The organism is Planococcus circulans, assembly GCF_020023385.1.
Classification (GTDB): Bacteria; Bacillota; Bacilli; order Bacillales_A; family Planococcaceae; genus Planococcus.
In genome coordinates, this window is record NZ_JAIQCL010000012.1 from 61,154 (window position 1) to 80,178 (window position 19,025).

The following is a 19,025-nucleotide window of genomic DNA, read 5'->3' on the forward strand; positions in this document are numbered from 1 at the left end:
TCTGTTAAAGGTAAGACAGGGCAAATTCACGGATTTGTTCCAGTGATTCCAAGCAAATTGCCGGCCAGTTCTTTATGGTTAACAAATCCACTTTATTTTAATGCGGTTTTAAAAGCCTGGCGCAGATCATCATAGACAATTTCCCAGAACTTCTCGTTATAGACAAAACCATCCGAAATTTCACCGATTACTGTTTTCATGTGAAGGTCGTATTGCGGGTCATCCTTCTCAGGAAGAACCGACTTTTTCTCATCGACGAATTCCTGTACTTTGGGTGCTCTCGGTCCCCAGTCACCAAGGACATTGCCGTCTTCTGAAAGAAAGATATATTTAGGGATTGAACGCCCGTCATTGGTCAAATAACGGTCCATCAATTCCAGGTTTTCATCGCGGTAGACGCAATGAACCTCCAAATCGGCTGCATCCGCAATCTTACGCAAAATAGCATTATTCATCATGGCATCTCCGCACCAGTCTTCAGTGATGACCAATATGTGAGGTTTCTTGTCTTTCAGTAAAGCCATGAAATCCGGATCTTCCGGCAATTCAAACTTTTCGTATACACTGTATGACTTTTGCTGATTCGACTCCATTTGAGCCATATAGCTCTCCAATGTAATGCCTTTTTCGAAATACTCCTGTTCGGTCATCATCTAATCACTTCTCCTTTATCTTGCTTATTGGCTAACCCGCCAAAATAATCGGTTGAATCATTTTTTCAAACAATGGTGGATTATAAATGCCATTGCTCGAATGTCTCTTTATTACCAGTTTACTGTTCTGCAGCACAGTCTTCAAGGCTGAGATGCAGAAACAGCGATTTGCGTTGGTCTTCGCTCTAAAAAATATCCTCGATTTAAGGACGACTACAATTCCGGTTAGTTCCTATTACTATGATTAGACTACAAGAATGGATTTCTGCAGAGGCAATGTCCTCCAGAGCATCCGATGCGGAGGCCATCAAAAAAAGGATGGCCTCTAATGGACCACCCTTTTACCTATCAAAAGCATTTCTTATCTTTTTGCAATTTCTGCAAGAAGGATTTTATTGAGCAATGGCGGATTTGCCTGCCCTTTTGTCTGCTTCATGATCTGCCCGACAAGGAAACCGATTGCGCGGTCTTTGCCGTTTTTAAAGTCTTCGATCGATTGCGGGTTGCTATCGAGTGCGGTTGTAACGAATTCACGCAATGTGTTTTCATCCGAAATCTGAACGAGCCCTTTCGCTTTGACGATATTGTTTGCGTCGCCGCCTTTTTCAATCAACTCTTTGAAGACTTTTTTAGCGATTTTAGATGAGATCGTACCATCAGAAATCAGTTTGATCATACCAGCCAAACCTTCAGGTGTCAGTTCCGTATCTTCCAGTTCTTTTTGCTCAGCATTCAAGTAAGCCGATACTTCTCCCATCAACCAGTTGGAAGCCAGTTTAGCGTCAGCACCAGCAGCGACTGTCGCTTCAAAGAAATCAGATATCGGTTTCGCCAATGTCAGGACCATAGCGTCGTATGGAGACATGCCAAGTTCCGAAACATAGCGGGCTTTCCGGGTATCCGGCAATTCTGGAATTTCAGCACGGACACGTTCTAACCAAGCATCGTCAATGACAATGTCGACAAGATCCGGTTCCGGGAAATAACGGTAATCGTCGGATCCTTCTTTGATGCGCATCAACAAAGTTTTTCCTGTCGATTCGTCATAGCGGCGGGTTTCCTGTCCGATAAATCCACCTGAAAGCAGGACCTGCTCCTGGCGAACCTGTTCGTGCTCGATGCCCTTACGGACGAAGTTGAATGAATTCAAGTTCTTCAGTTCTGTTTTCGTACCGAATTCATCCTGGCCGAATGGGCGAAGAGAGATGTTTGCGTCGCAGCGCAATGAACCTTCTTCCATGCGCACATCCGAAACGCCAGTGTACTGGATGATCGCTTTGATTTTTTCCAGGAAGGCATAAGCTTCATCAGCTGTACGCATATCCGGTTCAGAAACGATTTCGATCAATGGAGTGCCTTGGCGGTTAAAGTCAACCAGTGAATGGCCATTGCCGGTATGCGTCAATTTCCCAGCGTCTTCTTCCATGTGAAGGCGCGTGATGCCGATGCGCTTCTTCTCGCCTTTCACTTCAATTTCAATCCATCCATGCTCGCCGATCGGCTGATCAAATTGTGAAATCTGATAAGCTTTCGGATTGTCCGGATAGAAATAGTTTTTGCGGTCGAATTTAGTATGGCGGGTAATTTCGCAATTTAATGCAAGTGCCGCTTTCATTGCCCAATCCACTGCGCGCTTATTGACTACCGGCAACACGCCCGGATAGCCAAGATCGACGACATTGGTGTTGGTGTTCGGTTCAGCGCCAAAATGTGCAGGTGCTGGAGAAAACATTTTCGACTCTGTTTTTAATTCGACGTGGACTTCAAGCCCGATGATTGTTTCAAAATTCATTGTGCTGCTCCCTCCCAGGTTTGAGGAGTTTTTTTATGGAAATCGGTCGCTTGTTCAAATACGTCAGCAACACGGTATACCGTTTCTTCGTCAAAATATTTCCCGATGATCTGCAGACCCAATGGCAAACCGTCAGCGAATCCGCAAGGGATTGAAATCGCAGGTACGCCAGCCAGGTTTACTGGAATCGTTAAAATATCGTTGGCATACATTGTCAATGGATCGTCGATGATTTCGCCGATTTTGAATGCCGGTGTCGGCGTCGTAGGGCCGATGATAACATCGTATTTTTCAAAAGCATCATCAAAGTCTTTTTTGATCAAGGTGCGGACTTTTTGTGCTTTTTTGTAATAAGCATCGTAATAGCCTGAGCTCAATGCGTATGTGCCAAGCATGATGCGGCGCTTGACTTCATCGCCAAATCCTTCAGACCGGGTATTCATGTAAAATTCAAGCAGATTTCCTGCCTTTTCAGTGCGGTAGCCATAACGGATTCCGTCAAAACGGGAAAGGTTGGAAGACGCTTCAGAAGAAGCCAATAAATAATAAGTGGCCAAGGCGTATTTCGAATGAGGAAGCGAAATTTCTTCACAGATTGCGCCTCGCTCTTCAAGTACTTTCAAAGCATCAAGCGCGGCTTGTTTTGCCGCTTCGCCGACACCTTCACCAAAATACTCTTTTGGCACACCGATGCGCAGTCCAGTGATGTCGCCTGTTAACGCAGCAGCGAAATCTGGAACTTCTACATTGGCGGATGTTGAATCCTTGTCGTCATGACCGGAAATGGCATTCAACAATAACGCATTGTCTTTAACAGTTCTTGTAATCGGACCAATCTGATCCAGCGAAGAAGCGTAAGCGATCAGACCAAAACGGGAAACCCGTCCGTAAGTTGGCTTCATGCCGACCACGCCGCAGAAAGCTGCAGGCTGGCGAATCGATCCGCCTGTATCTGAGCCCAATGTGAAAGGCACTTCGCCTGCTGCAACAGCAGCAGCAGAGCCGCCTGAAGAACCGCCTGGAACCGTTTCAAGATTCCATGGATTTTTGGTTTTCTTATAGTATGAGTTTTCGTTGGAAGAACCCATTGCGAATTCATCCATATTCAATTTCCCGACTGTCACCATTCCGGCTTCCTTCAATTTCTCCACAACAGTTGCATTGTAGATCGGGTTGAATCCTTCAAGGATACGGCTGGAAGCGGTCGTTTCCAAACCTTCTGTTACGATATTGTCTTTTACGCCGATCGGCAAACCGAATAACGGTCCGCGTTCAGCAAAAGGCACTCGATCCATTTCTTCGGCCTGCTGTGTTGCGCGTTCTTTGTTCAATGCAAGAAACGCATCCACTTTCGGCTCGAGGGCTTCAATGCGGTCAAATGCTTTTTGGGTCATTTCAGCAATCGTCGTTTCTTTCGTATGTATCATTTCCTGCAATTCTGCAGCTGTCTTTTCCACCAATGACATCAATGGTTCCTCCTTCCGGTTACTCTAAGATTGTTGGGACTTTCACTTGTCCGCCTTCATGTTCTTTAACGTTTTTCAAGACCAATTCACGGTCCAATCCAGGGATGGATTTGTCTTCACGCAAGACGTTGACCATCTGCAGGACATGAGTGGTCGGTTCAACATTATCTGTATCCAACTCATTCAGCAATTCCATTGCATTTGTGATTGCTTCCAATTGATCTGCGAAATGTTCCGCTTCTTCGTCAGTAATTGCCAATCTCGCCAAATGGGCGACTTCAATCACTTCTTCTTTTGTCATTTTAGCCATTTTTCTACACCTCCGGATTCAGTAAACATACGCTATATCATACCATTTTTCTAAAAAAATGAATAGGGACAGCCGCATGGCCATCCCCGTTTTCATGCAAATTATTCGTAAATGTGAACAAACGGTTCGGTTTCCCCGGCTTTTCTCAAAACTAATGCTTCAGGACCGTTGGTCGATGTTAAGCTGACTTCCACTAACACATTTTCAGGAAAATGCTCCATCACCAGACCCGTTACGTATTGTGTAAAGCCGATTACCTCAGCTGCACCATAGAATTGGATTGGAATTTCAATCTTCAATTCCTTTAATTGATTTTCCTGATAAAACCCTGTGCCGATAACACTGGTGAAATTGGAAAAATAGACTTCGACATCCTGTTTGAAATTGCGGAATGCTGTATCGATGTCCCGGTAGCGCTCATCTGCGCCGGAAGTCGGAAACAGGACATACGCCTCGTTGACTGCAGTCCAATTGGCTACAGCCTCATCGCCGCCAGGTACTGCGCCGTACGAGAAGTAGGTTCCTGGCACCATTGCATTAGCGGAATTTTGTTTGAAAAGGCCCACTACAATCGGTACATCCGCAAGACCTTCTTTGTCACGCAGACGTTTCACGATTTCATCGGCCATACGCTGGCCCTCTTTTTCGATTTGCGCTTGAGGAATTTCTTGTTCATAGGAAATTCCATCTTCTGAGCTGTAATACACCGAATTCAATGCCAAGCCAATCGAGATGCCGCCGAGCCGTATGGTCTCCTCATCGGTCTTCACTAAATAATTCTGTTCAATGACATGCGCCAATATTTCAGCAGGCGGCCGTTCGCCAGCCTTTTTTTGTTCTGCTGAACGGCTGTCTGCGGGATTCAAGCCTGTTGGATTATCTTTGCTGGCCCGCTGCAGCCAGGAAGTCACGTCTTCATCAGTGATTTTTTGCCCTTCCTGGAAATAATAATCATCAGGCGAAAATTGCTTCTGCGACAAACGCAATAAACCATTTTCCGTTTCTGTAATATCGTAGCGGGAGTTCAGGCGATTGACGATTTTCCCTCTTGTGGCGCTTTCCTTATATGGCAGAAGTGTACGGTAAAACTGATCATCCAACTGCATGCTCGGAATGATTGCCGTCTCTACTTCTTCTTTCTCATTTATCACTTCCGTTTCCTCATCAGTCCCGGAAGGAACACATCCCGTTAACAGCAGCAAGCTGATCGGAATCCACCATATGCGTTTCATGTTAAAATCCCCTTATTTGTTCAATTCCGCAACGAGACGTTCTTCGTCCCATATATCCACCTTCAACTCGAGCGCCTTATCGAGCTTAGATCCCGCTTCTTCGCCGGCAATCAGCAAATCGGTTTTTTTGCTGACACTTCCCGACAGCTTGCCGCCAAGCGCTTCGATCTGTGCACTCGCTTCCTGCCGGGTCATTTGTTCCAACTTGCCGGTCAGGACGATTTTTTTGCCTGCGAATGCGTTCGCTCCCGCTTCAACGCGGACCCGTGTGCCGGTGTATGTTAAATTGACGCCAGTCTCGCGCAAACGTTCCATCAATGCACGAACTTCTTCATTGTCTAAATAAGTGACAATGGAATCAGCCATTTTTTCGCCGATTTCGTGGATTTCAACCAGTTCTTCTTTTGTTGCTTCCATCAACCGCTCCATAGTGCCGAAATGCTCGGATAAAATCCGTGCACCTCTTTCACCCACATGGCGGATGCCGAGGCCAAACAACAATTTCTCCATCGAATTGCTTCTCGAGGCATCGATTGCTGCAACCAGATTTGAGGCGGATTTTTCCCCCATACGATCCAGTTCCAGCAACTGTTCTTTTGTCAGTCTATAAATATCGGAAATGTCCTTGATCAGGCCTTCCCGGTATAATTGCTCGATTACTTTCTCCCCAAGGCCATCAATATTCATCGCATTCCGGGAGACAAAATGGATCAGCCCCTCCGTGATTTGCGCAGGGCATTGCGGATTGACACATCGAAGGGCCACTTCCCCTTCAATGCGGACAAGCTCACTGTCACAGGCCGGACAATTTGTAGGCATTTCAAAAGGAAGCTCGTCTCCTGTCCGCTGCTCGATAATGGCCGACACCACTTCCGGAATGATATCTCCCGCTTTGCGAATAATGACTTTATCGCCGATCCGGATATCCTTTTCCCGAATCAGATCTTCATTATGCAGAGAAGCCCGTTGGACGGTCGTCCCCGCCACCGAAACCGGATCCAGTATAGCAGTTGGCGTCACGACGCCTGTCCGTCCGACACTCAATTCGATATCACGAACGGTCGTCATCACTTCTTCTGCCGGGAATTTATAAGCCGTGGCCCATTTCGGGCTTTTCGCTGTAAATCCAAGATCCTGCTGATGAAGGAAGCGATTGACTTTGATGACGATGCCATCAATTTCATAAGAGAGCTTGGTCCGATTTTCCGTCCATTTCTCGATATAAGCCAGCACTTCTTCCACACTTGTACACACCTGGCGTTCCTGATTGGTCTTAAATCCAAGATCTGCCAGGTAGCTGAGCGATTGATCATGTTCAGACAAGCTGTACGTCTCTCCGTCTCCGCCGATTCCATAGATGAAAACATCCAGGTTGCGGCTCGCCGCGATTTTCGGGTCCAGTTGGCGTAATGATCCAGCCGCTGCATTGCGCGGATTGGCGAACAGCTCTTCGCCGCGCTCCCCCCGCTGTTCATTCAAGGCGTGGAAGGATCCTTTTGGCATGAAGACTTCGCCGCGCACTTCCAGTGTGACCGGCTGCTTTAATTTCAGCGGAATCGCACGGATGGTCCGCAGATTGACGGTGATGTCTTCACCGATACGGCCGTCTCCGCGGGTTGCACCCTTGACGAATTTGCCGTCCTCATACATGAGCGACACCGCAAGGCCGTCAATTTTCAGCTCACAGACATATTCGATGCTGTCTCCTGCGCCACTGCGCACCCGTTTGTCGAATTCGCGCAGATCCTCTTCGCCGAAAACATTCGATAAACTGAGCATCGGCCGTTCATGCGTCACTTTATCGAAGTTGGCAATCGGGGTTCCACCAACGCGTTGGGTCGGTGAATCCGGAAAAACCAAATCGGGGTATAGGGTTTCCAGGTCAATCAATTCGTTTAATAATTGATCGTAAACAGCGTCCGGAACTGCCGGCTTATCCAGTACGTAATAAGCATGGCCATAGTTTCGAAGCAGTTCGTTCAATTCAGTTACACGTTCTTCCGCTTTTATGCGATCCATAAGGTTTCCTCCCGATTACACTTTTTCAATCGGCGCAAATTTGGCTAATAGCCGCTTGATGCCGACAGGGCTTGGGAAAGCAATATCAAGTTCGGTTTCTTCACCTTCGCCTTTGACGCTGACGACTGTTCCCGTTCCCCATTTTTTATGCGTTGCTTTATCGCCGGTCTTCCAGCCGAGCTTGTCTCCACCTGATTGTTTGTAGCCAGGGCGCGTCACAGCCGCCCGTTTAGGTGCCTGTTTGTAGCTTGTTGCTGCTCCGGCACGGTGATGCGCCGTCGTCAGTTCGATCAAGTCTTCGGAAATCTCAGAGATGAAACGGGACGGCATATTGTAGTTGCTCTTTCCGAACAATGTGCGGGAAGAGGCGTGCGTCAAGTACAGACGTTTTTCCGCGCGCGTGATGCCGACATAAGCCAGCCGCCGCTCTTCTTCCAATTCTTCGTCGTCGTTATTGGAGCGCGAATGCGGAAAGACGTTTTCTTCCAGACCGATGATGAAGACCACTGGGAACTCCAAACCTTTTGCAGCATGCATCGTCATTAAAATAATCGGACCGTCTGCATCTTCTTCGTCATCCAGGGAGTCAATATCCGAAATCAAAGCCAAATCCGTCAGGAACGCAACCAGCGACTTGTCATCGCTCTGCTTTTCAAACGCTTTCGTCACAGACAGGAATTCTTCCAGGTTTTCAAGGCGGCTTTCGCCTTCAATCGTTTTATCGATTTGCAGCATCTGGCGGTAGCCTGATTTCTTCAAGACTTCCTCCACCAATTCCGTCACCGACAAATACTCCTGCATTTGCGTAAAGCTGTCGATCATCGTACGGAATTCAAGGGCTGTCTGTGCTGTTTTGGGGGTCAATCCCATAAAGTCAGCTTCCTGGAGCGCATCCATGATGGTACGATCCTGCTCAATCGCAAAACGCGCCATCTTCTCGAAAGAAGTCGCTCCGATTCCGCGCTTCGGTTCATTGATGACACGCGCCAGTGACAAATCGTCGTCATTATTGGCGATTAAACGCAAATACGCCAACAGATCCTTGATTTCTTTACGATCATAGAACTTTGTTCCGCCGACGATGGTATAGGACATATTCGATTTGACGAACATTTCCTCCATAATCCGGGATTGCGCGTTGGTGCGGTAAAGGATCGCAAAATCCGAAGTCTTGTAATTCTCTTCATCCATTAGCCTTTGGATGGTCTGTACAACAAATTGGGCTTCCTGCCGCTCATCCCCCGCTTTATGCAAGGTGATAGCCGGCCCTTCGTCATTATCGGTACGCAGCTCTTTTGGATAGCGGCTGGTATTTTTCTGGATGACGTCATTTGCCGCCTGCAGGATGCGCTTGGTCGAGCGGTAATTCTGCTCGAGCATGATCACTTTGGCGTTCGGATAATCCTTTTCGAATGACAGGATGTTGGTGATGTCCGCGCCGCGCCAGCGATAAATCGACTGATCCGAATCGCCTACCACGCAGATGTTCTTGAACTTACTTGCCAATTTCTGGACCAGCTGGTATTGGGCATTGTTGGTATCCTGGTATTCATCCACGTGGATATAATGGAATTTGTTCTGGTAATACTCAAGTACTTCAGGAACCGTATTGAATAGATTCAAGGTCGTCATGATCAAATCATCAAAATCAAGTGACTGGTTTTTCTTAAGCCGTTTCTCATAGGCAAAGTAGACATCGGAAATGGTCTTTTCATATGGATTGAATTGATTCATATCCGCTGCAAACTGCGTGGCATCGATGCATTCATTTTTTGCCGATGAAATGGCGTTCAGCATGGTCCGTGGTTCATATTTTTTCGGATCCAGGTTTTGCTGCTTCAACACATTTTTGATGACCGTCAGTTGGTCGGTCGTATCCAATATGGAGAAACTCTTCGACATGCCCAGTCGGTCGATGTCGCGCCGCAAAATCCGTACGCACATCGAGTGGAAAGTCGAAGCCCACATGCGCTGCCCTGTTCCGTGGCCCAGCAATCCGTCAATCCGGTTGCGCATTTCACGCGCTGCTTTATTGGTGAAGGTAATCGCCAGGATATTGGATGGATAGACCTGTTTTTCCAGCACTAAATAAGCGATCCGATGCGTCAGCACCCGTGTTTTCCCGGATCCTGCACCGGCCATGATCAATAGGGGCCCTTCCGTCGTTTTGACCGCTTCTGCTTGTTCAGGATTCATCCCGTTCAGTAAATTCTTCGTTATCAATTCCATTGTGCACCACCTCGAACATTCGTTCTTATTAGTATAGCGACTAATCAGCCGTTTCCGCAACTGCCTCTACGGTTTCAATCGCTTTTTCGATATTTTCATAAATGATATTGCCGACGACAATGGTATCTGCGGCAGCCAATGCCGCCTTTGCCTTATCGGCCGAATCGATTCCGCCTCCGTAAAACAACCGGGTTTCGTCAAGGACTTTTTTTACTTTCCCTGCCAACTCCATATCGCCGAACATGCCGCTGTACTCCAGATAAAAAATGGGAAGCCGGAAAAAATGTTCGGCCATGCGGGCGTAAGCCAGTACGTCCTCCACCGTCAAATCCGTTTTCGCTCCAGTCAGCTTGGCGGCTTTGCAATCGGCATTCAAAATGCAATAGCCTTCGGGAATCAATTCATCCCAGTCCAGGATCTCGCCATATTCCCGGAGGGCTTCATGATGGAGGCCTTTAATCCATCGGGGATCATCGCTGTTAAGGACCGTCGGGATAAAGTAATAGTCAAATCCCGGCGCTACCGAATCGATGGTGGATACTTCCATCACCACCGGCAAAGCATAGCTCTGCACACGCTCCGTTAAATGAAGGACATTGTCGAGTGTGACATTATCGCTGCCGCCAATCAAGATGGCATCAGTCCCGGATCTGCAAATTCGTTCCAAATGTCCATCCGTGATTTCTTTTGCCGGATCTAATTTAAAGACATGCCGCCATGTGTTGAAATCCATCTCGTTTCACCCAACTTTGCATCAATTATCATCAATTTATTATAACAAAAAAACCGAACAGAGTCGGTTCTCTGTTCAGTCTTTTGGAAGTTCAAACGGTTTTTCATCGGGATACAGGCGCGCCAGCATTTCATCATAGCCGTCATTGCCGTAGTTGAGGCAGCGGCGGACACGGGAAATGGTCGCAGTGCTCGCACCGGTTTCATTTTTAATTTTTTCGTATGTTTTCTTCATACGAAGCATATGGGCAACTTCCAAACGCTGTGACAGCGATTGGATTTCACTGATTGTGCATAAATCGTCGAAAAAGCGATAGGCTTCTTCCTTATCTTTCAAAGCCAAAACAGCTTCAATCAATTGATCTGTCTGGTGGCCTCTGATTTTATCAACTTGCATGCAGCTTCATCATCCTTTCATTGCTCTGATCATCAAGGCGTATAGCTGACGGATTCTGCTATACCGGGCGCAGCCGGGACAATATGAATCCACGTTTTTCCTGGTGCCAGCTTCACCGGCTCCCCATCTGCTGTCGGCACAGGCATTCCGCCTGCCGAACTCCATTCTATTTCACGAACGCCGCCCCCCTGGAAAAGAAGGGCATTCCCACCGTTCGCCAAATCAATTGACTGACGGCCTTCGGAATCGACAGTTCGGTGTTTCGCTTCAAAAACCAGAACATTTGAGACTTCGACTGTTTCCAGGGTCTCTTTATCGGTTGTCGGTATGCCGCCGGACGATCGGCTGTAAAGATGTGTCTCACTGCCATATGTATACTCACTGAAAAACAGCTCATTTGTCCCGTACTCCACTCTAACCGAAAGAGCCTGTTCCTTAAGTTTAGCATCTTCCACGGAGTCATAGAAATAATAAGGTGATTTTCCGCTGTATTCAGTCGCAGCCTGCGTCATTTCCATAGCTGTTCCGATGTTTTCCAAGGAGATATAGGAATTATGAGGAGCGACACGATCGCTCGAGCGCTGAAACAGCGTGCCGTCATGCTGAATGCCGTTGATATGATCGACGATTCCCGCTTCCAGCATTACCCGGGCTTCCGGACTGTAGCCATGAGCCACAAAAAAAGCATCAGAGGCTGCAGCAAGTTCAACAAAGTAATCGCGCGCGCTGCGGATCGGTCCGATTGTTTCTGGAAAATCCCTTTGATAAAGGGCCAAAAATCGGGTGACATCGTATTCAGCTATCATTTCAAAGACCATGTCTGCGTCGGTAAGCCCTGTTTGCGGCCGTGCATCCGGATGGTTATTGATGACTGCCATGACAGTTCGGCGGTTCGCTGGAGGAACAGCCTCTTCACCTGTATATGGCGAATGGGTCAAAATTTCGTCCGGCGATGGCGGCTCGTCAGGATTTTCTTTTATGATCAGCCAAAAGCCTGCGGCGAATGCCGCAAGCACAAGTAAAACGCCTAAGCTTAAAGCCCAATTTTTCATTTTCCCCTACCTCATGAACGCTGGAAACAGAATTTTTTTATTCATGACATCGTAGATGCCTTTTTGCGTAACGCGGACATATGGAAGATGTGTCGCCTGCAGAAACAGCAGGGTATAAACCGCATCTCCGTGCTTATAGCCCCGCTCTTTCAAAGCTTTCTTCAGCGCCTTCTCCTGCTCGATCAACTGCTCCATCGGCAGATCCGACATGACACCACCATATGGAAGCGGCAAAGATTCCACGATTTCGCCATTGTCGGTCAGGATGATCCCGCCTTTCAAGCGTTTCAATTCATTGAACGCGATCCACATGTCTTCACGGTTTTTACCGATCAGAATGATATCGCCTGTATTGGTATAGGAAGAAGCGAACCCGTCCAATTCCGGTGCAAAACCTTTGATCAGTGTATTGACACGCCATTTCCCTTTCTTATCGATGAGCATCAAAAAGCTTTCATCATGCGATTTCGAGAGTTTGCCGTCATGGGTATCCACGCTGACTGAATAGGGTTTCGTAATAACGTCATTGACCATCTCAATACCAAAAGGCATCGAGAACTGGAAATCATCTTCCGTCAGTTCATAATCGATGTCCAGATCCGGCAAGATCGACCAATCGATGTCCGGCAATGACCGGACTTTCTCCCCATCTTTCTTCAGCCAGACCCCTTTTGAGATGACACCTGAAGGCACTGGATTATCCACCGTATCGAGGATATTCAAGTTCGCATAGCGGCCAGTCGCGATCAGGCCATGCAGGCTCGTTACATTATAATAGCGTGCGACATTATAAGAAGCCATCATGTAAGCATCAATCGGCGGCACACCCGCTTCAAGCGCAATTTTAATGCACAAGTCCATAACCCCATCCAAATGGAAAGTCGGTGTGGAGCCATCAGTTGTCATCATCAGCTTGTCAAAGACATTCAACTCCCGTTCCACTATCCCTTTCAACAAATCCGGAAGATCCGGGCGAATGGAAGAGTGGCGAAGCGTTACGCCATAGCCATGCAACAGTCGCATTTCCACTTCGTCTACAGTCATTGCTTCATGGTCGCCATCTGCCCCAAGCAATCTCATGCGAGCCAAGGTCTTTTCCGAAGCCCCTGGAAAATGCCCTTCGATTTTCTTCAAACCCATTTTGGCTTTTTGAATCCAATACAGCATCTGGTCGTCACCTGCCATCAGTTTCGGCCAGCCGGTCAATTCACCGCCAAGTAACACGTCCTGTCGATCCAGCCATTCTCCAACTGAGGTGGAAGTGAATAACTTATCTTCATCGTTCAATTCCGTCTGTGAATCAAAACGGGTCCACCAATAAAAACTGAACGGCAATTCCGCCAATTGATCCAATAATGAAAACGCTTTCTCATTTTCCAATGCTAAAAAAAGCGTCAAGTTGTCGGAAAGGAACATCGTCGTCCCGCCCTGAGCCGCATAATCTGCAAAGCTTCGAGGATTATATAATTGAGAAGGATGGACATGAGGTTCTATGTATCCGGGAACGATGAATTTGTCCGTCATATCTGCCACTTCTGTCGAAGCATCGATTTTCGGCATTTCTTTTCCCGCGTAGACGATGCGGTCGTCCGCTATCCATATATTTCCTGTGACCCATTTTTTGAAGATTCCATGAAGATAGGTTGCATTTGTTAAAACGAGATCCGGCGCAACTTCTTTGGTGACAATTTTTAACTGATTTCGAATCTCTGTGTTTTTCCATAGGGGATTAACCATTTGCCGGCACCTGCTTTCTGCTAGTTCGATACTTAATATCGTAGCATAATTATGCAATGAAATACAGTTATTCCCTGAAAAAACAAGAACATTCTGATTAACGTCCGACACAAAAAATCCACGCATTCCGCATGGATTTTTGTAACTTACTATTTTTCGACGGGGTCGCTGAAAGGTTTTAGGACATCCACTTTCTCTTCTTCCTGGAAAGTCAGAACATCCGCAACGGAATCGTACGATTCGCCGTAAAACTGTTCGTCCTTATAGGTATGGATATCCTCGTACATTTTCTGCATTCCCTCAAAAATCTGTTCTTCTGATTCTCCACTTGGAGTCCAGTAAAGGATTTCCATGGAATTCTCTTCTCCCGTCGCTAGTGAACGGCGGCAATAGCCGATGGACGAAGCATGTTCAAACCCTTCACGTGCATAGAAGCGCAAACGTTTTTCAGTATCCGTATCTTCGTAGTTGACCGGCTCCACTTCAAGGATGATCGGTTTGTTCTTGTCTTTCAGCATCTGAAGCGTCTTTTTGCCAAGACCCATGCCGCGTGATTCCTTCGATACGAACAAATAATCGACAAAAGTGAAATTCGGGAATTCTGCATACATCAAGACGTGGTAAGGACCCTCATCTTTGTAATAGACACTCCCTTTTTCCTTTAATAAAGCATCCATATGTTCTTTTGATTTCATTTCTTCTACTGGAAAATACTGATTTAGTTTTTCATACCAATTCATGATTTGTCTCCTTTCGATTTTCAATGCCTTGCTGATTTTGTTTCTGAGGCCGTAATGGATTTGCTATTCTGGAGTTTAAATAGAGGTAACCGTGGGTTGTTGAAAATCCTCAACCTGGTCTCATCGCCTATAGGGCAGGCGACAAAACAAAAATGACACATCTTCTTGTCGAATTTGTGTCATCAATGATTATATCATATGTGAAATTATTTTGCACGCCATCCAATATCCGTGCGGTAGAAGAAACCATTCCAGTCTATGCTGTTCAGCTGTTCATAGACTTTCTCCTGGGCGGCTTGGATGGATGATCCATTCGCCGAAACCAGCAGCACACGTCCTCCGTTGCCAGCGTATCCGCCGTCCAATAGCTTCGTACCGGCATGGGTCACTTCAACTCCTGTAAGCTTTGCGAGATTTGGCAAAAGAGTACCCTTCTCCACTGTTTCCGGATACCCATCAGCCGCAATGACCACACCAAGCACCGCTTGGTCATCCCATTCCAAGTCAGCAGGTTGGCCTTTTAGAACAGCATCGATAAATACGCCAAAATCGGATTTCATGCGCGGCAGAACCACCTGTGTTTCCGGATCCCCAAAGCGCGCATTGAATTCAATCACTTTCGGACCCTGCTCTGTTAAAATGACACCGGTATACAAGATGCCATTAAATGGGGTTCCTTCTTCATCCATTGCTTTGACCGACGGTTCCACGATTTTTTCAAAAGTCTCATCAACGATGGCCTGTGAGATTTGGGGAACTGGCGAGTAGGCACCCATTCCGCCGGTATTCGGTCCACGATCTCCGTCATAAGCACGCTTATGATCCTGCGAAATGACCATCGGATAAATATGGCCTGCATAGACAAAAGACATGAACGAAAATTCTTCACCGTCCAAAAATTCCTCGATAACCACTTTGGAACCCGATTCTCCGAACTTCTGCCCTTCCAGCATATCGTTGACGGCAGAGATGGCTTCTTCTTCCGATAACGCCACAACGACTCCTTTGCCCGCAGCGAGGCCGTCTGCTTTAATGACGATCGGCGCTCCATGCTGTCGGATAAAGGCAACGGCCGGGGCAACTTCTGTAAATGTCTCATAACCAGCAGTCGGAATGCTGTATTTTTTCATCAGTTCTTTTGCAAAAGCTTTGCTGCCTTCAATTTGCGCCGCTGCTTTGGACGGTCCGAAAATGCGCAGTCCTTTGGCTTCAAAAAAGTCGACGATGCCTTCTGACAGCGGTTGTTCCGGACCCACAAAGCTGAAATCCACTTCCTGCTGCTGTGCAAATTCAGCAAGGCCAGCAAAATCCATTTCGTCGATCTCAGCTATTTCAGCGTCTTCACGCATCCCATCGTTGCCAGGTGCTGCAAAAACTTTTGTGACGGATGGAGATTTCGAGAACTGGCGCACAATGGCGTGTTCCCGTCCTCCTCTTCCAATGACCAATACCTTCATTTTATTCCACCTCGATTAATGTTTGAAATGACGGACTCCTGTGAAGACCATGGCAATTCCGTATTCGTTCGCTTTATCGATCGATTCCTGATCTTTCTTGGAACCGCCCGGCTGAATGATGGCTTTGATGCCCGCTTGCGCTGCAGCTTCCACTGTATCGCTCATCGGGAAGAATGCGTCCGAGGCCATGATAGCGCCCTTCGCCCCTTCGCCTGCCTGTTCTAAAGCAATTTTAGCGGATCCCACACGGTTCATCTGTCCTGCACCGATCCCCAAGGTCATTTCAGCGTTGCATACGACGATGGCATTTGATTTGACATGTTTCACGACGCTCCAGCCAAGTTTTAAGGCATCAAGCTCTGCAGATGACGGCTGGCGCTCTGTCACGATTTGGATGTCAGCATCCTCATAACCGTAAACATCCGGCTGCTGGATCAACAAGCCGCCTTCAACGGTGACAGTATTCCATTTGTCTTTGGTTTTGCTGTCGAATGGAATAGTCAGCAGACGGATATTCTTCTTCTGTGTCAACAATTCGGTAGCTTCGTCAGAAAACGCAGGAGCAATAATGATTTCAAGGAAAATGGTTGCTAGTTGTTTGGCGGTTTCGGCATCAACTTCACGGTTCAATGCGACAATTCCACCAAAAATGGAAGTGGAATCGGCTTCATAGGCTTTTCCGAAAGCATCGGCAATCGTTTCGCCTGTACCGACGCCACATGGGTTCATGTGTTTAACGGCCACTGCTGCCGGCATTTTGAATTCTTTTATGATTTGAAGAGCAGCATTAGCATCTTGGATATTATTGTAGGATAATTCCTTGCCGTGCAATTGATGGGCGTTGGCAATTGAAAAATCCGATCCAAGCGGGCTGCGGTAGAAAGCGGCTTTTTGATGAGGGTTTTCTCCGTAACGAAGTGTTTGGGACAATTCATAAGTAAGCGTCAATTGGTCCGGATATTCTTCGCCCGTGAGGTCAGTTAAATAGTTGGAGATGTAAGAATCATAAGCAGCAGTATGGCGGAAAACTTTCGCAGCCAGACGGCGTCTTGTTTCAGGTGTAGTCGCTTTGTCATTGTGTAATTCAGTCAATACTGCCGTGTAGTCCGCTGCATCCACGATTACTGTTACATAGGCATGATTTTTTGCAGCAGAACGCAGCATTGTCGGACCGCCGATATCAATATTTTCGATGGCATCGTCCACAGTCACATCCTGTTTGGCGATGGTTTCACGGAATGGGTATAAATTGACACAGACGATGTCAATTGGAGAAATGCCGTTTTCAGCCATCTGGCTTTGGTGTTCTGCGTCATCATGTTTAGCCAATAATCCACCATGTACAAGAGGGTGCAAGGTTTTTACACGGCCTCCCAGAATTTCAGGAAACTTCGTCACTTCATCGACGGCTGTAATTGAAACACCGTTTTCTTCAAGGAATTTCTTGGTTCCGCCCGTTGATAGGAGCTCGTAGCCCATCTTTTCCAGTTCCTGTGCAAATTCCAATATCCCTGATTTGTCCGATACGCTGAGTAATGCTCTTTTTTTCACAAATAGTCCTCCTATAGATTAAGACCGGCAGTATTACCGGTCGAATAATTGCTGCAAAGCTGCAGGATATAATTCATGTTCAATCTGATGGATCTGTCGTTCGACTTCTTCGCGTCCGCGCCCCGAAACCGGAAACGACTGCTGCGTAATGATGCTGCCCGTATCCATGCCTGCGTCCACATAATGCACGGTGACTCCAGCTTTTTCTGCACCCGCCGCCAGTGTCTGGCCAATGGCATCTTTCCCTGGAAAAGCAGGCAGAACCGATGGGTGGATATTGACGATGCGGTTTTCATAGGCTTCCAGCAGAACAGGACCGATCAAGCGCATATAGCCCGCCAAAACGATCCATTCCACTCCCATTTCCTGCAGTTTCTCTTTCAGCATCTGCTCATAAAGCTGCTTGGATTCAAACTCGGAAGGGATGAAAGCAAAAGATTCTACTCCTGCCTGGCGGGCTCTTTCCACTACATAAGCTTGTGGCTTGTCCGTCACAGCAAGCACCAAATCGGCCTGCAGGCTGCCGCCGGCAATAGCGTCGGCGATGGCCTGAAAATTAGAGCCATTGCCGGACGCAAAAACAGCAATTTTCGGTTTATTGTTCATTTAGCGTGCCGTCCTGTTCGCCTTGGAATTGAACGCCTTCCGTGCTTGAGACGCGGCCGATCTGGAAAGCCTGTTCGCCGTTCGCTTGAGCTGTTTTCAGGACCGCTTCCGCATCTTCAGGAGCGACAGCCAGCACAAAGCCGATGCCCATATTGAAAACAGAATACAAGTCACGGTCCGCAAGATCGCCTTTTTCCTTCAGTAACTTGAAAACGTCCAGCACCGGCCAGCTGCCGATGGAAATTTCTGCTCCTAAGCCATTTGGCATCATCCGCGGGATGTTCTCGATAAAGCCGCCGCCTGTGACGTGCGCCATGCCGTGGATAACCGTTTCGTTGCCGATGGCTGCCACTGCTTTGGCGTATATTTTGGTCGGCGTCAAAAGCGCATCGCTGATTGGACCCAGCGATTCGTAGCCTTCTACTTTTTGGTCGAGTTTTAAATTATTTTCATCAAAGATGATCTGGCGCACCAGTGAATAACCATTTGAATGGATGCCGCTGGAAGCGAGGCCAATCAGGACATCGCCAGCTGTAATTTTTTCTCCTGTGACGATTTTGGATTTCTCCGCAGCGCCCACCGCAAAACCGGCGATATCGTATTCATCTTCCTCATAGAGTCCCGGCATTTCCGCCGTTTCCCCGCCAATCAATGCAGCGCCGGACTGAACACAGCCGTCCGCTACCCCTTTGACGATCTGTTCTATCTTTTCAGGAACCGCTTTGCCGACTGCGATATAGTCAAGGAAAAATAAAGGTTCCGCACCTTGTGCGACAATGTCATTGACGCACATCGCGACGCAATCGATGCCGATCGTATCATGGCGGTCAGCCATGAACGCCAGCTTCAATTTCGTGCCCACGCCATCCGTCCCGGAAACAAGAACCGGTTCCTTCAACTTCAGTTCGGATAAATCGAACATGCCGCCGAAGCCGCCGAACGCACCCAACATTCCTTTGCGCGCTGTGCGTTCCACATGGGACTTCATGCGGTTGACTGCTTCATAGCCTGCTTCGATATTGACGCCTGCTTTTTCATATGCTTTTGACACA

At 47.5% G+C, this 19,025-nt stretch carries 16 protein-coding genes; all 16 read right to left on the minus strand.

The window, feature by feature from the left end:
* Positions 1 to 92 precede the first annotated feature (92 nt).
* Positions 93 to 653: a thioredoxin family protein gene (locus K8U60_RS16820; RefSeq protein WP_223642883.1), complete on the minus strand. Its 561-nt coding sequence runs from the start codon at positions 651 to 653 to the stop codon at positions 93 to 95.
* Between the two features lie 361 nt (positions 654 to 1,014).
* On the minus strand, positions 1,015 to 2,445 hold the full coding sequence (gene gatB / locus K8U60_RS16825; RefSeq protein ID WP_223642885.1) for an Asp-tRNA(Asn)/Glu-tRNA(Gln) amidotransferase subunit GatB: 1,431 nt from the start codon (positions 2,443 to 2,445) through the stop codon (positions 1,015 to 1,017).
* Positions 2,442 to 3,911: an Asp-tRNA(Asn)/Glu-tRNA(Gln) amidotransferase subunit GatA gene (gatA, locus tag K8U60_RS16830; protein ID WP_223642887.1), complete on the minus strand. Its 1,470-nt coding sequence runs from the start codon at positions 3,909 to 3,911 to the stop codon at positions 2,442 to 2,444. The genes gatB and gatA overlap by 4 nt, the downstream gene beginning before the upstream one ends.
* Positions 3,912 to 3,930: 19 nt before the next feature.
* Entirely contained in the window at positions 3,931 to 4,221 is a 291-nt protein-coding gene (gene gatC / locus K8U60_RS16835; protein WP_223642889.1) for an Asp-tRNA(Asn)/Glu-tRNA(Gln) amidotransferase subunit GatC, read from the minus strand.
* A 101-nt stretch (positions 4,222 to 4,322) separates the two neighbouring features.
* On the minus strand, positions 4,323 to 5,453 hold the full coding sequence (locus K8U60_RS16840; protein WP_223642891.1) for a CamS family sex pheromone protein: 1,131 nt from the start codon (positions 5,451 to 5,453) through the stop codon (positions 4,323 to 4,325).
* Between the two features lie 12 nt (positions 5,454 to 5,465).
* The gene (ligA, locus tag K8U60_RS16845) at positions 5,466 to 7,472 is read right to left on the minus strand and encodes an NAD-dependent DNA ligase LigA (protein ID WP_223642893.1); all 2,007 of its coding nucleotides are present in this window, start codon (positions 7,470 to 7,472) and stop codon (positions 5,466 to 5,468) included.
* A 15-nt stretch (positions 7,473 to 7,487) separates the two neighbouring features.
* Complete coding sequence (gene pcrA / locus K8U60_RS16850; protein ID WP_223642895.1) at positions 7,488 to 9,701, minus strand: DNA helicase PcrA; 2,214 nt, start codon at positions 9,699 to 9,701, stop codon at positions 7,488 to 7,490.
* A 40-nt stretch (positions 9,702 to 9,741) separates the two neighbouring features.
* The gene (gene pcrB, locus K8U60_RS16855) at positions 9,742 to 10,434 is read right to left on the minus strand and encodes a heptaprenylglyceryl phosphate synthase (RefSeq protein WP_223642897.1); all 693 of its coding nucleotides are present in this window, start codon (positions 10,432 to 10,434) and stop codon (positions 9,742 to 9,744) included.
* 75 nt (positions 10,435 to 10,509) lie between these two features.
* On the minus strand, positions 10,510 to 10,830 hold the full coding sequence (locus tag K8U60_RS16860) for a YerC/YecD family TrpR-related protein (RefSeq protein ID WP_223642899.1): 321 nt from the start codon (positions 10,828 to 10,830) through the stop codon (positions 10,510 to 10,512).
* A 32-nt stretch (positions 10,831 to 10,862) separates the two neighbouring features.
* The gene (locus K8U60_RS16865) at positions 10,863 to 11,882 is read right to left on the minus strand and encodes a DUF3048 domain-containing protein (RefSeq protein ID WP_223642901.1); all 1,020 of its coding nucleotides are present in this window, start codon (positions 11,880 to 11,882) and stop codon (positions 10,863 to 10,865) included.
* Positions 11,883 to 11,888: 6 nt separating this feature from the next.
* Positions 11,889 to 13,619 carry an adenine deaminase C-terminal domain-containing protein gene (locus tag K8U60_RS16870; RefSeq protein WP_223642903.1) on the minus strand — a complete coding sequence of 577 codons (1,731 nt, stop codon included), beginning with the start codon at positions 13,617 to 13,619 and terminating at the stop codon, positions 11,889 to 11,891.
* A 149-nt stretch (positions 13,620 to 13,768) separates the two neighbouring features.
* Positions 13,769 to 14,359 (minus strand): GNAT family N-acetyltransferase, encoded by a 591-nt coding sequence (locus tag K8U60_RS16875; RefSeq protein WP_223642905.1) that lies wholly within the window; start codon positions 14,357 to 14,359, stop codon positions 13,769 to 13,771.
* A gap of 206 nt (positions 14,360 to 14,565) precedes the next feature.
* On the minus strand, positions 14,566 to 15,816 hold the full coding sequence (gene purD / locus K8U60_RS16880) for a phosphoribosylamine--glycine ligase (RefSeq protein WP_223642907.1): 1,251 nt from the start codon (positions 15,814 to 15,816) through the stop codon (positions 14,566 to 14,568).
* A 15-nt stretch (positions 15,817 to 15,831) separates the two neighbouring features.
* Positions 15,832 to 17,367: a bifunctional phosphoribosylaminoimidazolecarboxamide formyltransferase/IMP cyclohydrolase gene (purH, locus tag K8U60_RS16885; RefSeq protein ID WP_223642909.1), complete on the minus strand. Its 1,536-nt coding sequence runs from the start codon at positions 17,365 to 17,367 to the stop codon at positions 15,832 to 15,834.
* 33 nt (positions 17,368 to 17,400) lie between these two features.
* Positions 17,401 to 17,973 carry a phosphoribosylglycinamide formyltransferase gene (gene purN, locus K8U60_RS16890; RefSeq protein ID WP_223642911.1) on the minus strand — a complete coding sequence of 191 codons (573 nt, stop codon included), beginning with the start codon at positions 17,971 to 17,973 and terminating at the stop codon, positions 17,401 to 17,403.
* Positions 17,963 to 19,024, minus strand: a complete 1,062-nt coding sequence (purM, locus tag K8U60_RS16895) for a phosphoribosylformylglycinamidine cyclo-ligase (protein WP_223642913.1) — start codon at positions 19,022 to 19,024, stop codon at positions 17,963 to 17,965. The genes purN and purM overlap by 11 nt, the downstream gene beginning before the upstream one ends.
* Position 19,025: the final 1 nt, after the last annotated feature.

Excerpts from the sequence above, each read along its gene's own strand:
- purN (WP_223642911.1), bottom strand. The coding sequence starts at position 17,973 with ATGAACAATAAACCGAAAATTGCTGTTTTTGCGTCCGGCAATGGCTCT.
- pcrA (WP_223642895.1), bottom strand. The coding sequence starts at position 9,701 with ATGGAATTGATAACGAAGAATTTACTGAACGGGATGAATCCTGAACAA.
- ligA (WP_223642893.1), bottom strand. The coding sequence starts at position 7,472 with ATGGATCGCATAAAAGCGGAAGAACGTGTAACTGAATTGAACGAACTG.
- K8U60_RS16860 (WP_223642899.1), bottom strand. The coding sequence starts at position 10,830 with ATGCAAGTTGATAAAATCAGAGGCCACCAGACAGATCAATTGATTGAA.
- gatB (WP_223642885.1), bottom strand. The coding sequence starts at position 2,445 with ATGAATTTTGAAACAATCATCGGGCTTGAAGTCCACGTCGAATTAAAA.
- K8U60_RS16865 (WP_223642901.1), bottom strand. The coding sequence starts at position 11,882 with ATGAAAAATTGGGCTTTAAGCTTAGGCGTTTTACTTGTGCTTGCGGCA.
- K8U60_RS16875 (WP_223642905.1), bottom strand. The coding sequence starts at position 14,359 with ATGAATTGGTATGAAAAACTAAATCAGTATTTTCCAGTAGAAGAAATG.
- K8U60_RS16820 (WP_223642883.1), bottom strand. The coding sequence starts at position 653 with ATGATGACCGAACAGGAGTATTTCGAAAAAGGCATTACATTGGAGAGC.
- gatC (WP_223642889.1), bottom strand. The coding sequence starts at position 4,221 with ATGGCTAAAATGACAAAAGAAGAAGTGATTGAAGTCGCCCATTTGGCG.
- gatA (WP_223642887.1), bottom strand. The coding sequence starts at position 3,911 with ATGTCATTGGTGGAAAAGACAGCTGCAGAATTGCAGGAAATGATACAT.
- K8U60_RS16840 (WP_223642891.1), bottom strand. The coding sequence starts at position 5,453 with ATGAAACGCATATGGTGGATTCCGATCAGCTTGCTGCTGTTAACGGGA.
- K8U60_RS16870 (WP_223642903.1), bottom strand. The coding sequence starts at position 13,619 with ATGGTTAATCCCCTATGGAAAAACACAGAGATTCGAAATCAGTTAAAA.
- pcrB (WP_223642897.1), bottom strand. The coding sequence starts at position 10,434 with ATGGATTTCAACACATGGCGGCATGTCTTTAAATTAGATCCGGCAAAA.
- purD (WP_223642907.1), bottom strand. The coding sequence starts at position 15,816 with ATGAAGGTATTGGTCATTGGAAGAGGAGGACGGGAACACGCCATTGTG.